A 15272-nucleotide genomic window follows, 5' to 3' on the forward strand; every position below is an offset into this window, starting at 1 on the left:
AAACAATAGTTCCTCCATTGCTTGCATCACATGGCCAGAAAAAATGGTTAGGCAATCAAGAGGCGTTTTGTGGTGATTACTATATAAAACATGCGATTGGTGTTGGAGGAACTAACGCAAACTCAGCTATTACTGTAGAAAAAGCACCAACTTTATTAGGTGGAAGTGATCGAGGATATGTTATTCATTCCTACGGTATTCAAGGAAATATTATAGGTAGATCATTAAATTCGGGTGGACAAGGCATAGGTTTTAAAGAAGAACAAGCACCAACGCTTACCACGGCTGATAGACATGGTGTTGTATGTTTTCAGCAAAATTCAAGAGATGAAGTGAGATTAATTTCTGGACAAGGAAAAATAGCGGGAGCATTGACAGCAAGTTCTGGAATGAAACAAAAAAATTATGTCATTCATGGAACCCAAGATCCAATTTTTAATTATAAAACAGCTCATTGTTTAGGCAGAAACAATGGTCAAGAAAATGTCTTGTGTGAACAAGCGTACTCAATGATTGCTGATACCACCCCAAAAATTTCAAAACAAATAAACGGAACGCTGCGTGCTAGCGGAGGCGGAGGGATTGTGCCATCAAGTGTCGTATATCAATACATTGCACGTTACTTAACTGAGATCGAATGTGAACGACTACAGGGTTTTTCCGACAACTATACAAACATTCCTAAAGCATCAGCTACACAACGTTATAAAGCCCTTGGAAATTCAATGGCGGTTACTGTGATGCACTGGATTGGTCGTCGTATTCAGCAATATTGTGAGGTGGCAGCATGATTATCGGAGTTGCTGTAAAAGCTGGCGATCTTATGGTCGCTCTACCAAAACCTAATCGTCATGCAGATTGTACCAATATCATTCTGTCACTTGGTTTGGTACCAGATATTCAAAATCAATGGGGGAAATCTGCACATCAGGGTTTCTATTGTGAAAATGGAAAGTTCTATACACGTCCACAAGCATTTTTACATGCGGTTGAATGTGGTCAGTTGGAATTTTGTGCAAATCAACTTGAACTGATAGCCCTTGGTGAGATGAAGTTTTCTCGCCTTGGGGTATGCAGCGAAGATTTGTGGTGAGGTGGAATTTATGAATCATCGTGAGTTATGTGAAATAGGTGCGAAGTTTCTAAAACGACCTGAATCTGCAAATGGGCACGGATGTCATTTCACGGTAGTTGAAGCAGCTTGTTATGGTGAGAATCCAGATGTGTTTGGTATACGCCATGGAGGAATACATAGTCATGGCGTGGGTACTTTCCTATTGGAAGCTAAAATAAGTCGGTCTGATTTTTTGGCTGATAGAAATAAACCACATCGTATAAATCCTGAGACTGGTATGGGGAAGTATCGTTACTACATCTGTCCTACTGATTTAATTAAAATTGATGAATTGCCTGAAAAATGGGGATTAATTTACGTCAGTCCAAAGGGTACCTGTAAAGTTATTGCTGGTGTGTTATCCGCACCTAAGATCAAATATTATTGTGAGTGGTCCAAAAAATATAAAAGCCACTTTGATCATCATATGATTAAAGAAAATTTTAAAACGTTGGCATTTAATGAGCGAAATATCCAAAACGAATTAAATCTTTTAACGATGGCTTTGGCCCGTATAGATGATCCTGAACAATTGCTTTATCAGAAAAGAGAGTATTCCAAAACACTTCTAGAGAATCAAAAGCTTAAACACGAATTGCATGTAATTATGCATGATCGAAACTTAAAATCTTTAGTGGATGGATTGCCTACATTGAGAGGTAATCCTGCATGAGTAATTTCAACTTTGTTAAAGCTGTACGTCAAATCTCTATGCCACCTACCACCAAGTTAGTGGCAATCACGTTGGCTACTTACGCTGATTATGAAACTGGTGAATGTTATCCGTCCATTCAAACGCTCATGGATGACACTGGATTATCAAATCGGGCAGTGGGATTACACATTAAACACATCGAAAGTTTAGGAATATTGGTTGTAGATCGTTCAAATGGTCGTCGATCTTATTACCGTTTTGATATGGAAAATCTCACAAAAGCAGTGACGCAGGGTCATAGCTCTGACAATGAAAGCAGTGACTCTGGTGACAATACCAGTGACTCTGACGACAGCGAAGCAGTGACTCTCACGCAACAACCAGTGACTCTGGTGCAAAAAGCAGTGACGCAGGGTCATACTAACTACCAAGAACAACCAATAGAACAACCAATAGAACGTAGTAGTAATACGCACGACGAAAAAAATTCACAACCAACAGTTCAGTTTGTGCAATACCACAATTTTGATCTTGCCAAAATCTCAGTAATTGAACTTGATCAAAAATATCCAACTTTGAAATCTGATTTCATCGAATTGTCTAAACCAAGACATCCTGATCTTGATCAACATGATCTTGAAAACTTGTTTGATGAGTTTGGCAACTGGTTTGCATCATCGAATGATTACGGCAAGCAATCATTCAAGACAGCACAGAAGTGGGCTGTAGCGTTTCTGACATGGATAAACAACAACAAGCATAAACTTATCAACCGAAAGGCGAAAAGTAACGTCACTGAGCAATCAGGACGAAATAAACCTATCCAAACACCATCGGCATACCAAACAAAACAGGAAAATGTAAATCGTTGGTTACGTTATGGTCAAAAAGTCCGTGAAGAACAACAACAGGAATCATCAATCATTGATGTGGTACCTGAACCCCCAAAGAACTTTCTGATTGAGGAGGTGGGTCATGCGTGAGTTCACCCTTGATGAAGCTCGTCGCTTAATTGACAAAATGCGTATTCGATACGGTAAGAAATTTACAGATCAATGGGCAGCAGTTGAAGAAGCTGATCTTGAACAAGCAATGATTGAGGATTTTTCAGGATTAACATCGCAGCAAATTGAAAATGGGTACAACCGAATGCTTCAAGAACCATGGCCACCATGTGTACAGGATTTCAAGATCTGGTGTTTACAAGGTTCACATTGGCTTACTGAAAATGAAGCATGGCAACAAGCATTGGCATACGAGAAATCTGGTCAAACTATTTCAATCAGCAGACATGTTTTAAAGACACTTAAAGAGTTTAAGAAAGGTTTTGATGAATTAAATCCACGTGCCGAATCACAGTCAAAAGCATTCAAGGATATGTACGTCCGTATTGTTTCAAATGCGAAATTGATGGGAGATGTTCAGTCATTTACTGATCCCGTTGGGGCATTAAAAGCACCAAAAGACGATGTTAGAAGAACAACCACCTGTCCACCTGAATTGATGGCTCAGATGAAAGGTATCAATAAAAGTTCAAAGGCAGGTAGAGCATGAATTTATCACCAAATCAAATTAAAAGACTTCTGCATCAACGTGACAATAAACCCAAACAGCCAAAGTATGGCAATCAAAAAGTAATAATTGATGGTGAAAAAGTAGCTGATTCAAAACATGAGTTTCGTCGCTTGAATGATCTTATCGCCCTTCAAAGAGCAGGACAGATAAAAGATTTACAGACACAGGTTCGATACAAGCTGATACCAGCACAAAAAATATGTGGTGTGAAAGTACGTGGAACTGATTATGTGGCTGATTTTGTTTATTGGACCAGTGAAGGGCAGTTTGTTTGTGAAGATGCCAAAGGTCATAAAACACCAGATTACATCATCAAACGTAAGCTGATGAAGATGATTCACAATATCGATGTTGTTGAAGTTTAATTGTAGGAATATGGAGTAAGGCTATGACTATGAAGTCTGATGATTTACGTACAAACGCTCAAATTGTTTTAGAAGCAATAGAGGATCTACATTCTCAAGAACAGATTGTTACTCGAACAACACTGGCTGATCTTACAAATCTAAAATTATCAATTATTGATGACAGACTTTCATATTTGGTAGACACTGGACAGATTATAAGAGTACAGCGCGGTGTATTTGTACCAGCAATTAAACATCGTACAGCGCGTTTAATGTCTAAGACTATTTTGCCTGATGGAACAGTTAGTATTGAAATTGGCAGCGTTAATACGGATGTTTTGACACTGACACCGCGTGAGGCAAGAAACTTGGGCAACTTATTGATTGGCGAAGCAATGCAATACAGCAATATTGAGCTTGGGCATCATATGGCAATTATACAAAGTGAAGTTTCCTCTCATGTGCGTAAATTATCAAAGCAGGTAGGAGATTTATTGGATACAGGCAAGCAAGGTGAATTGTTATGAATCTGATTGGTAAAAAAGTTGTATCTATTTTTAACTCAAAAGATACAGGTCTCTGGACTGTAGAACGTCAATGGCCAAGCGAATTTAAAACGGATGAAATTGATGTAGAGGTTCGACGTTATAATACTAAAACTACAACATGGTTCTATGGTTATAAGCGCACATTTAGAGATGCAACAGCAGATGAAATTAAACATGGAGGTCGTTTTGAAGGTTCATGTCCTCATAAGTTCATTACCTATGATCGTTTTGTAATAAAAAATAATACTCCTCCAGCGTTAAAAAAATACAGTGAAGCAGATTCATGGAAAATTGAATGCTGTGAATGGTGCGGATTAAAACAAAAAAATGGAAATATATTAGAAAAACCAATTCGCTGGTAACCCCCTATAAGGTTAGACCTCCCCACATATATACATGATCATTAAACCAATATGAGGTTTGGTGATCATGGCTGAAAAAAAAGTAATTGATTGGGAAAAGATCGAACTCGATTATCGAGCAGGCATTAAGTCTCTACGCCAGATTGCAGGTGAGCATGATATTGCAGAATCAGGCATTAGACGTAGAGCAAAGCAATACGAATGGGTTCGTGATCTATCTGAAAAAATCAAAGCTAAAGCAGATGACATTGTGCGCAAAGAGAGTGTGCGCAGCAATGTGCGCACGAAAACAACCATTTCAGAAAAAGAAACAATTGATGCTAATGCCAATGAAGTAGCGTCAGTACGTTTAGCGCATCGCAAGGATATTCAACGTTCTAGACGAATTGCCATGAGTCTTTTTGATGAATTAGAGCAAATGGTTGGTGAAGATCATGTTGATTTACTAATTAGACTCGGTGACTTGATGTGGTGTCCTGATGACAAAGGGAAAGACACCCTAAACGATATTTATCAAAAAGTTATTTCAATGCCCGGTCGTGTTAAGTCAATGAAGGATTTAAGCGACACACTCAAAACATTAATTGGATTAGAACGTCAAGCATTCGGACTTGATGATGAAAACAATAAACCGGCAGACGCATTAACTTCATTACTCGAAAGAATTAGTACAGGAAACAGTTCTGCATTTAAGCCAATTGCCGATGATCCAGAATATGGAGAGTCTACGTGAATGGAACGACTAATCACCCACATCAATTTAATTTCAAGCGCGTACACGCTTCAAAATTGCACAAATATTGTGCAAAATGGAGTGAAAATTGATATATAACACTGATTTACAGCCATTACCAATGAACAAGGAAGAATTAGAACGCTGCCTTGCTGATCCAATTTGGCGTATTTTTAGTGGCTGTTTGTATAAGATCAAAATTAAGGGTGATGATTTTGTAAATGAGTTCGGGCAAGTCGAAGAAGCTCCTACATATGAATTGCCTTTTAAACCAAATGATGCACAGAAAAAATTTCTAAATCGGTTGTGGTACCGCAATATCATTTTAAAAGCACGCCAGTTAGGTTTCACAACACTGATTTGTATATTGTGGCTTGATCACGCTTTATTTAATGCAAATCAACATTGCGGTGTTATTGCACAAAACCTTGAGACTGTAAGTGACATCTTTAGCGATAAGATTAAATTTGCGTACGACAACTTACCGCCTGAAATTTTAGAGCGCTTTCCGCTCAAAACAAATAATGGTACTGAGATGGAGTTCGCTCATAACGGCTCTAAAATCTCCGTTGCAACATCATTCCGTGGCGGTACCATGCACCGCTTACTTATTTCTGAATACGGCAAGATTTGTGCTCAGTCACCTGGTAAAGCAAAAGAAGTTCGTACAGGTTCATTACCAGCAGTTCCAACAACAGGTATCTGTGTCATTGAATCTACAGCTGAAGGTCGTGGTGGTGACTTCTTTGACAAGGTTCAGATTGCACAGAAGAACTTTGCATCACGTAAAAAACTCACACCAAAAGACTTTAGGCTGCATTTTTATGGTTGGTGGGAAGAACCTAAGTACCGTATTGATTCTTCAGAAGTGGTTATATCGAAAAAAGATCATAATATTTTTGATCATATTGAAATCGTTGTATCTAAAAATTTAGGTAAAAAGATCAAGATTGATCCAGATCAACGTGCTTGGTATGTATCGACACGTGATAACGATTTATCTGGCGACCAAGCTTTAATGTGGCAAGAGTATCCGTCATTCCCAGATGAAGCTTTCCAAGTGTCTACGGAAGGGAATTACTATGCAAATGACATGCTTGAGCTACGTAAACGCGGTGGCATCGCTCAGATAGAAGTGTTGGATGTTCCAACTTGTACGTTTTGGGATATTGGCAACCACGATGGTTGTGCGATTTGGTTCCATCAAATGATGAATCAGCAAGATCGCTTCATTGATTACGAAGAAGATCATTTTAAAGACTTACGTCATTACGCAAAACTTATTAAAGATAAACCATATCTCTATCACACTCATTTTTTACCACATGATGCGGCTCATAGACGACTTGGTGATTACAACAAGTCAGTATTAGAAATGCTTGAGGAATTATTACCAGGTCATGAATTTGTGGTCATTCCTCGTATTACATTGCTCACAACAGGTATTCAGCAAACACGCAGGCTTCTAAAGAATGCTTGGTTTGATGAAGAACGCTGCAAATTAGGTATTGAGCGAATAGAAGGCTATAAGAAAAAATTTAATCACCAAGCCAATATGTATATTGATCAACCAGATAAATCTAATGGTTGTTCAGAAGGGGCAGATGCACTAAGACAATGTTCACAGGCGAAAGAAGCAGGGTTGCTTGGTGATTACGTCTATACGTCTAGTCGTACCAGTGATAATTCAAGTACAAATATTCATGAACAGCAATCAAGCTATAGAGAAGCACCACCAACAGATTGGCGAATGTAAGGATTTTAAATATGTTTGATCATGATACTACTGAGATTGAGCAAGCTAATCTTGATGATGATGCTTTAACGCTCGATGAACTCACTGAAATTATGTATGAAATTGAGGAACAACCTTACTGGCGTCATACCGCAGATAAGGAAATGGATTACGCAGATGGTAATCAGCTTGAAACTGAATTACTCAATCGTATGAAACAGATTGGTATTCCGCCGGCGGTCGAGGACATGATAGGTCCCGCACTGCAATCGGTTGAGGGTTTCGAGTTGCAAACACGCACCGATTGGCGTGTAAAAGCCAATGGTGATACAGGCAGTGATGATGTAGCAGATGCTTTAAATTTTAAATTGAATCAAGCTGAACGTTTATCCAAAGCTGATAAAGCATGTAGTGATGCTTTCCGTCCTCAAATCGGTTGTGGATTAGGATGGGTTGAAGTTAAACGTGAACAGGATCCATTTAAATTCCCATATCGCTGTATCAAAGTACATCGAAATGAAATCCATTGGGATATGAAATCTGTTGAAAATGATTTAAGTGATGCGCGATGGTTACGTCGTACTCGCTGGATTCACCCAAAACGATTAATAAATGCATTCCCTCAACATGCAGAGCTTATTCAAACAGTAGGTCGCTATGGCGGCTCATGGTGGCAAGAAGCAGGTGTTATGGATGGTGGAGAAAGTACAGGTCTAAAAAATGCTTGGCTTGATGCTCGTTCATACACAATCAGTGAACAGTATTGGTATAACCCAACTTCCAAAGAAATCAATGTTGCAGAGGTTTGGTATCGACGTTGGGTGCGTGTACCAGTTTTAAAATTCTCCGATGGTCGTGTAGTTGAATATGATTCTTCAAATATGAATCACGACATTGCCATTTTTCAAGGATTGGCACGCGTTGAACTTGCAAATATATCAAAGGTAAGGCGTTCGTATTGGTTAGGACCTCATTTGCTATTTGATGGACCAACTCCATATTCACATCATTATTTCCCTTATGTACCTTTCTGGGGTGCTCGTGAGGACAATACCAATATTCCTTATGGCTTTGTACGCCGAATGAAGTTCAGCCAAGACAGTATAAACTCAGGCATTTCTAAATTACGTTGGGGGATGAGCGTTACACGAGTTGAACGTACCAAAGGTGCAGTTGATATGACAGATGAGCAGCTTCGTCGCCAAGTTGCGCGTCCGGATGCTGATATAGTATTAAATGCAAACCATATGGCTAAACAAGGGTCACGTTTTGAAGTGAAGCGTGACTTTGAATTATCACAACAACATTTTCAATTGATTAATGATAACCGTGCAGCAATTGAACGAGTCAGTAATATTACGAGTGGTTTTCAAGGTAAAAAGGGTAATGCGACTTCGGGTAAACAAGAGCAGCTGCAGATCGAGCAATCCAATCAGACCCTAATGAAGATCATGGATAATTTTAGAGAAGCCAGAACATTGATAGGTGAAATGCTTCTTTCAATGATTGTTGAAGATATGGGAACACGCGAGCAAACTGTGATTATTGAAGGTGATGCGATTCGTGAAGATCGTACTGTCGTAATCAACAAACCCGAAGTTGATGAAATGGGTTATCCATATGTATCTAATGATGTGCAACGTATTCGCTTGAAAGTAGTACTTGATGATGTACCAAGTTCTACAACATTCCGAGAACAACAACTAAATGCATTATCTGAGATTACCAAGTCATTATCTGCTGAAATTCAAACAGCTGTATTGCCATATGTAATGGCTTTAACAGATATTCCATTTAAGAAAGATATTATTGAATCGATTCGCCAAGCTACTCAGGCACAGACACCTGAACAAATCGAACAACGTATTCAAGAAGCTGTTAAACAGGCATTGGCTCAAGCTGGCAATGATATTAAATTACGTGAACTTGAGCTTAAAGAAAAAGAAATGGTCAGTCGCATTAGAAATACTGATGCTAAAACTGTTCAAACTGGTGTTCAATCATCATATAGCGCTATGCAAAGTGCAGCACAAGTTGCACAGATGCCACAGATTGCGCCTATTGCTGATGTAATTATGCAATCTGCAGGGTATCAAAGTCCTAATCCAATGGGTGATGACCCTAATTACCCAACCGCAGAACAAACAGCAGCACGTGATTTACGGTCACCATACATAGAAGGTAAAGGTGCACAGTTAGGAAGTGAAGGATTGGCAGAGGTACAACAAAATACCAGTCCAATGAGTCCACCAGTACCGCAAGAAGGAAGTTCACCAATGCAGGGAATAGAAACAGTTCGTACAAGTGATAATTTAGCATAATATAATCAATAAATTGAGTTACTATATATCTGTGAAATGGAAAGAAAGGACTAAAAAAATGAGTAATGATCTTGATCAATTTATCAAAAATTTTAGGGCTGTTGCTCAGAATATTTCTGATCTTCTTCAAAGAGATGAAGTTAAGTTACTTGCAAGTAAACTAATGTCTGGTCTCCATCAATTTGGTGAAATCATTCAAAAATTTTACTCATATAGTCAAGATCAAAAAAAGATGTATATTGAAATGAGTCAGTATGGGTGGTTTCCTTCTTATTTAACTTTTAAGACACCTGCTTATGAAGGAGAAACAGTCGATAGTTATATGGAAAGATGTTTAATAGATAATCTTGATGATGTTAAACTATTAATTATTGAATCTTATCCACATAGAAAGCATATATTTGATGAAGCATTCAAGTTGTTTGATGAAGAAAGATACATTGCAGCTATCCCTTTATTTTTAAGTCAATTGGATGGTTTGAGTGTTGAATATGGATTATCTCCATTTTTCACAAACACTAAAAACAGCGTGTCTAAACCTGAAATAAAAGGATTAAGTATTGAAGAAAAAATAAAACTTGATAAATTTCCAATATATTTAAAAAAAGCACTAGAAAACAAACTATTAGGTGAAAATCAGGAATTAATTTCATACTATCAAGAAGTCATTGCGAATGCTAGTAACTCATTCATTGGTGAAAATACTAAAAATCTTGATATGAATAATTCGATTAATAAATTAAATAGGCATGGCATATTACATGGGCATATAGAATTTTTAGAATATGCTGATAAAAGGAATTGTTTAAAAGTAATTTCATTAATATTATTTGTCGATCACATATTATCGCTTATTGAGAATAAAGATAATCACACAGAATTAGATTCTGTACCTACAGAAGCAGAGGTGCAAAATGTATAAAACAGAAATTATAAGCAAGTTTGGCGGTATCAATAAGTTAAATGATGCGATTAAAACAAAGGCACTTTGTGATGTTTATTGTTGGGAAGATGGCAAGTGGTACTCGCAAGGATACTTTGACGATATTGCTGGTAAAAATCGCACAGGTGAAACATTACTGGACTTGATGACAGGAGTTCCACTTGATGCCACTCATTTTGCTGGTCCACTTTTCATTAAACAAAATGAAAAAGGGAATGTTTATGAGTGGGTGCCAAAGCTAAAAAAATGGCTGTACGTTGGATGGCATCCAAAAGCAAATATTAAACCACTCAATTGAGTGGTTTTTTATTACCCCCCTGTAAGGCTAACGCCACTCTACTTAAATCCCTGAAACTTTCCTCATGTTGAGCAATCAGCAGCTAAACGCTAGAAAACTCTAGCCATTCGACCTTGGCGGCTACAGCGATAAGTAGTAGGAAAGACATGGATATTACAGAGCAACAACAACAGTTGATTGAAGATAATGGTGGGAAACTTCCCCCTGAACTTGCAGCGCAGCTTTTAGAGCAGGCGTTAGATGGCGATACCGCAAATGCGGAAAATGGTAGTCAGCCAGCAACTACCCAAGAACAGGAACAAGCCAATACACCAAAAACTGAACCTACAGCACAACAGGAACCTGATGAAAGTCAGTTGAATGATGAAAATGCGGTGGTTCTTGCAAAAGATGGTAAGCACACGATTCCATTTGAACGCCTTGCTAATGCACGGAAAGGTGAACAGGAATGGAAGCAAAAGTATGAAGATGCACAATCTGAACTTGCGAAACTTCAAACTGATGCACAACAACGTATTGATAATGGTGAAAATCCTACAACCCAAGATAACCAAGTAGCTATAGCTCAGAAAGCCATAGATGAAGGTGTAGATCCTGCAATCTTTGGTGATTTCAGTGAAAAAGCTTTAGCGGAAGGTATTCAAAAAGTCGTAGATATGCGTGTTTCTGCGATGGTAGATCAACGTCTCAAAGAGGCATTGGCTCCATTTCAACAGCAACAGGCTTTAAGTGCTGAACAAGCACATTTCACTGAAATCTTCACGGCACACCCTGACGCTGAATCTATCGTTGAATCAAAAGAATTTAATGATTGGTTGAGTGCTCAACCAGGTATTACGCAAAGTGCTTATCAATCAGTCTTAAATGGCGGTACGGCTTCACAAGTCGTCGAACTTTTAGGATTGTACAAAACTGCAAATCAATCAACTGAACAAGCTGCAAAACCCGATGCGGTTAAAGCAGCAGCGCAAGAAGCTGTAAAAAACGCTCAAACACAAGTACCACATAGCCTTTCAGATTTGCCCGCTGGTTCGCCTGCTGGTGTTTCTCGTGATGAACGCATTGCCAATATGACACCTGCGCAAATGATCGAAGAAATGTCGGATTGGACTCCAGAACAGCGTGAGCAATATCTGAATCGTCGTGTGTAATTTAAATTGTGGAGAGTCGACATGACGAATAAAACCAATGCTGCTTATGGCGATAAAACAAATATGGTGACACAAGCCGTTGGCTTGTTCGCTACTCATATGCAACGTAACAGCACCATCAATTTATTGGCAGGAAAAATGCCAAAGGGTGAAGCTGGTGCTGATGCAACTTTGCGTAAACAAACTACTCAACATATGCCAATTGTTCGAGTCCAAGACTTAGGTAAAGGTCGAGGTGATGAAGTAACTTTTCATTTACTTAATCCTGTTGGTGCATATCCAATTATGGGTAGTGCTCATGCCGAAGGTCGTGGTGTGGGAATGTCCTTGAATGAAGATCGATTACGTGTAAACCAAGCGCGTTTCCCAGTGGATCTAGGTAATGTGATGTCACAAATCCGAAGTCCTGCAGATTTACGTAAACTTGGTCGTCCAGTCGCTCAAAGTTTGATGGATCGTTATTGTGATCAAGCTACTTTGGTTCATATGGCTGGTGCACGTGGTTTCCATGACAATATCGAGTGGGCTGTTCCAACAGATAGTCATCCTGATTTTAAAGAAATCATGGTTAACCGTGTTAAAGCTCCTACTAAAAACCGCCATTTCCTTGTTGATGGTTCAGGCGTTCAGCTATTTAAACAAACTTCTGATGAAGTGCAAATTGAAACTGGTGATCTATTTACGATGGATGCTGTGGATTCAATGAAATCTGTTTTAGATACGATTGCTTTACCACCACCAATTTGTAAATTTGAAGGCGATTCAAATGCTGATGATTCACCAATTCGTGTGTGGTTGGTTTCACCAGATCAATACAACAAATTTGCATCACAACCTGGTTTTAGAACATTCCAATCTGCTGCATGGGCACGGGCAAGCCAAGCAAAACAACATCCATTGTTTACTGGTGATGTTGGCTTGTGGAACAACTTTATTATCCGCAAAATGCCACGCCCTATTCGCTTCTATGCAGGTGACACAATTAAATACTGTGCTGCGTATGATTCAGAGGTTGAATCTAGTGCAATTGTTCCAGCAAGTTTTGGCGAAAAGTTTGCTGTTGACCGTTCAATCATCTTAGGTGGACAGGCATTAGCTGAAGCAATGGCTTCATCTGAACATTCAGGCGCACCATTCTTCTGGTCTGAAAAAGATTTAGATCATGGCGATAAGTGGGAACTTCTTATTGGTGCAGTTCGTGGTGTATCTAAAATTCGCTTTGATGTGAACACAGGTGAGCGTCAAGAATTCACAGACTATGGTGTAACCGTAGTTGATACAGCCGTTCCGATCTTTGGTCGTGGCTTGTAAATGTAAACAGGGTATGTCCAGTCAGGGCATACCTTTTAATATTTGATTTATTGGAGTTTGCAGTTATGGCAACGATTAAACGCAAGACAGCACGTACTCGCCAATTTGGTGGGTTTAGTCCATTTGGTAATACTACCAGTTTGGTTTATTCACTTTTAACAAACTCTACAGGTGCAGTGATTGATTCCGATTCTACAGCAGCAATCGCTGTAGGAGATGTAATTGATTTGGGTGAGTTACCCGAAGGCATGCAACTTGAAGATGCTCAAATCATTGTTTCAGCAGGCATGACTGAAGCTATTAAAGGTAATTTAGGGTTTACATACACTGGAAGTGATTCAGTTGATGTACCTCAAGATGCATCTTATTTCATAAAAGATGGTGACTTGGAAACAGTAGGTCGAGTTCGCGCAAATGGTTCAAAGTTAATCACTTTGCCAAAGCCAGCACGTTTAATTTTAACGGTATCGGGTGCAGCAAATGCAAAAGCATCTGAAATTCAGATCATTGTAACGGGCGAATTGAAAGGTCCTCGTTAATTTCAATCTGAGTTAAACCTTTGGCGGTGTGAGTGGTTTAACTTACATCGCCTTTTTTTAAGATAAAAGATAAGGAAAATGAGATGAAAACTTTAGCAATTGCAATGATTTGTCACTCAATTTATGCTGCATATTGCCAGTCTTTGGGTGATGACAGTCAAGTCGCATGGGATGAAACACCTGAAACTCATAAGCAAAGTTTGATTGCTGGTGTAGAAATGCATTTAGCAAATCCACAAGCCACACCTGAACAATCACATGAAAGTTGGTATCAGCAAAAAGAAGCAGAAGGCTGGACCTATGGTGAGTTTAAGGATTTAGAGAAAAAGGAACATCCATGTTTCTTACCCTATGAAGAATTACCACTTGAACAAAAGGCAAAAGATTATTTGTTCCGGGCTACTGTTCACTTAATGAAAGATCTTCCTGATGTAGAGGAATATTTAGCATTGGCAGATGAAGTTAAAAATTTACGTGAAAAAGTTCAAAAGACTGCAGTTATTTCACCTGTAGCCATACCAACAGCAACACCATTGGGTGCAAGTGGTATTGCAATTCAATATGTAGGACGTAAAGACCAATATATCGATCGTCTTTATGGCTCAAATCTTGTATTCGGTCCACAGCAAATACGTATAGTCCCATCTAACCTTGCAAGTAATCTGCTCAAACATCCAGAGTTTAAGCGTGTTGAATTACAAGAAAACGAGGATAAGGGATTTGGTAGTCAGCAAAGTGATGACACATTATTAATTTTAGATGAATCTAAAAAGCAGCAAGATAAGGCGAATGAGCTTGAAAATTTGATTGTTGAAGAAATTGATACAATTAATCGGATTACGGATAAAAAAAGCTTAATTGATTACGCCAAAAATAAATATGAGCAAGATTTAAAACTTAGTAGTAGTGTTAAAACGCTACAGAGCCAAGTTGTTGAATTGATCAAGCAATTCGGAGTGGTCTAATGCAACTCAGTCAATTAATTCAACGCTTTCGTACTTTGGCAAATGACAAGGTTGAGCCTTATTTCAATGATGATGAAAGCGTTATTGATTGGCTTAATGATGCTGTTAATGAAGCATGTATTCGTGGTCGTTTATTACATGAATCCCAAAACAATGATGTTTGTAAGATTAATGTATTGATTGGTTTATCTCGTTATCAGTTACATGAATCATTATACGAATTGACTCAAATCTGGTTCCAGCCAAGTGATGGAACAAAAGGGCAATACTTGACTTTAATGTCAGCTGAATTACTTGATCATTATTATGATGGTGAAAATTGGCGAGTGAAACAGGGTAAACCTGAACACATTGTTCAGGATGATACAGGTGTACGTCTTGTTCCAATTCCTGATGTAGATGGTGAATTACAATTAGAAGGCTATCGTGTGGCATTGTCACCAATGGAAAATGATACCGATATTCCAGAAATTAACAAAATTCACCACGTTCAATTGATTCATTGGGTTCTACACCAAGCGTTTAAGATACCGGATGCAGAATTCTTTGATCCAAATCGATCAGCATTAGCAGAGCAGGAATTTACAGACTACTTCGGTATTCGTCCTGATAGTGATTTGCGACGCATTACTCGTGAGGACATACCGCATAACGTTGTTCCATTCATGCCGTAAA

General features: G+C 38.7%; 18 protein-coding genes. All 18 read left to right on the forward strand.

What is annotated here, in order from left to right; genetic code table 11:
* Positions 1-791 (forward strand): DNA cytosine methyltransferase (locus ACINWC743_RS07830; RefSeq protein ID WP_009585042.1); only part of this gene is annotated, 791 nt, incomplete at its 5' end.
* Positions 788-1093 (forward strand): hypothetical protein, encoded by a 306-nt coding sequence (locus tag ACINWC743_RS07835; protein WP_009585029.1) that lies wholly within the window; start codon positions 788-790, stop codon positions 1091-1093. The genes ACINWC743_RS07830 and ACINWC743_RS07835, both read left to right, overlap by 4 nt.
* A gap of 10 nt (positions 1094-1103) precedes the next feature.
* The gene (locus ACINWC743_RS07840; protein WP_009585055.1) at positions 1104-1787 is read left to right on the forward strand and encodes a hypothetical protein; all 684 of its coding nucleotides are present in this window, start codon (positions 1104-1106) and stop codon (positions 1785-1787) included.
* Entirely contained in the window at positions 1784-2752 is a 969-nt protein-coding gene (locus tag ACINWC743_RS07845; protein ID WP_009585048.1) for a helix-turn-helix domain-containing protein, read from the forward strand. The genes ACINWC743_RS07840 and ACINWC743_RS07845 overlap by 4 nt, the downstream gene beginning before the upstream one ends.
* On the forward strand, positions 2745-3323 hold the full coding sequence (locus ACINWC743_RS07850; RefSeq protein ID WP_009585022.1) for a hypothetical protein: 579 nt from the start codon (positions 2745-2747) through the stop codon (positions 3321-3323). Before ACINWC743_RS07845 ends, ACINWC743_RS07850 begins: the two co-directional genes overlap by 8 nt.
* The gene (locus ACINWC743_RS07855) at positions 3320-3709 is read left to right on the forward strand and encodes a DUF1064 domain-containing protein (RefSeq protein ID WP_009585020.1); all 390 of its coding nucleotides are present in this window, start codon (positions 3320-3322) and stop codon (positions 3707-3709) included. Before ACINWC743_RS07850 ends, ACINWC743_RS07855 begins: the two co-directional genes overlap by 4 nt.
* Before the next feature lie 29 nt (positions 3710-3738).
* A complete protein-coding gene (locus tag ACINWC743_RS07860) occupies positions 3739-4218 on the forward strand; it encodes a type IV toxin-antitoxin system AbiEi family antitoxin domain-containing protein (protein ID WP_009585062.1) in 480 nt (159 codons plus the stop codon).
* On the forward strand, positions 4215-4601 hold the full coding sequence (locus ACINWC743_RS07865; RefSeq protein WP_009585023.1) for a hypothetical protein: 387 nt from the start codon (positions 4215-4217) through the stop codon (positions 4599-4601). The genes ACINWC743_RS07860 and ACINWC743_RS07865 overlap by 4 nt, the downstream gene beginning before the upstream one ends.
* Before the next feature lie 67 nt (positions 4602-4668).
* Positions 4669-5334: a hypothetical protein gene (locus ACINWC743_RS07870; protein WP_009585026.1), complete on the forward strand. Its 666-nt coding sequence runs from the start codon at positions 4669-4671 to the stop codon at positions 5332-5334.
* Between the two features lie 88 nt (positions 5335-5422).
* Positions 5423-7090 carry a Terminase-like family protein gene (locus ACINWC743_RS07875; RefSeq protein WP_009585043.1) on the forward strand — a complete coding sequence of 556 codons (1668 nt, stop codon included), beginning with the start codon at positions 5423-5425 and terminating at the stop codon, positions 7088-7090.
* 11 nt (positions 7091-7101) lie between these two features.
* A complete protein-coding gene (locus ACINWC743_RS07880; RefSeq protein WP_009585072.1) occupies positions 7102-9390 on the forward strand; it encodes a hypothetical protein in 2289 nt (762 codons plus the stop codon).
* A gap of 58 nt (positions 9391-9448) precedes the next feature.
* Entirely contained in the window at positions 9449-10312 is an 864-nt protein-coding gene (locus tag ACINWC743_RS07885; protein WP_009585045.1) for a hypothetical protein, read from the forward strand.
* On the forward strand, positions 10305-10631 hold the full coding sequence (locus ACINWC743_RS07890; protein ID WP_009585046.1) for a hypothetical protein: 327 nt from the start codon (positions 10305-10307) through the stop codon (positions 10629-10631). The genes ACINWC743_RS07885 and ACINWC743_RS07890 overlap by 8 nt, the downstream gene beginning before the upstream one ends.
* A 146-nt stretch (positions 10632-10777) precedes the next feature.
* Positions 10778-11782, forward strand: coding sequence for a hypothetical protein (locus tag ACINWC743_RS07895; protein ID WP_009585070.1), 1005 nt, complete (start codon positions 10778-10780; stop codon positions 11780-11782).
* Between the two features lie 21 nt (positions 11783-11803).
* Complete coding sequence (locus tag ACINWC743_RS07900) at positions 11804-13093, forward strand: DUF4043 family protein (RefSeq protein WP_009585040.1); 1290 nt, start codon at positions 11804-11806, stop codon at positions 13091-13093.
* A 65-nt stretch (positions 13094-13158) separates the two neighbouring features.
* The gene (locus ACINWC743_RS07905; RefSeq protein ID WP_009585064.1) at positions 13159-13632 is read left to right on the forward strand and encodes a hypothetical protein; all 474 of its coding nucleotides are present in this window, start codon (positions 13159-13161) and stop codon (positions 13630-13632) included.
* Between the two features lie 83 nt (positions 13633-13715).
* On the forward strand, positions 13716-14597 hold the full coding sequence (locus ACINWC743_RS07910) for a RyR domain-containing protein (protein WP_009585035.1): 882 nt from the start codon (positions 13716-13718) through the stop codon (positions 14595-14597).
* On the forward strand, positions 14597-15271 hold the full coding sequence (locus tag ACINWC743_RS07915) for a DUF6682 family protein (protein ID WP_009585052.1): 675 nt from the start codon (positions 14597-14599) through the stop codon (positions 15269-15271). The genes ACINWC743_RS07910 and ACINWC743_RS07915 overlap by 1 nt, the downstream gene beginning before the upstream one ends.
* The last annotated feature ends 1 nt before the right edge of the window (position 15272 follow it).

The organism is Acinetobacter sp. WC-743 (assembly GCF_000335555.1).
Classification (GTDB): domain Bacteria; phylum Pseudomonadota; class Gammaproteobacteria; order Pseudomonadales; family Moraxellaceae; genus Acinetobacter; species Acinetobacter bereziniae.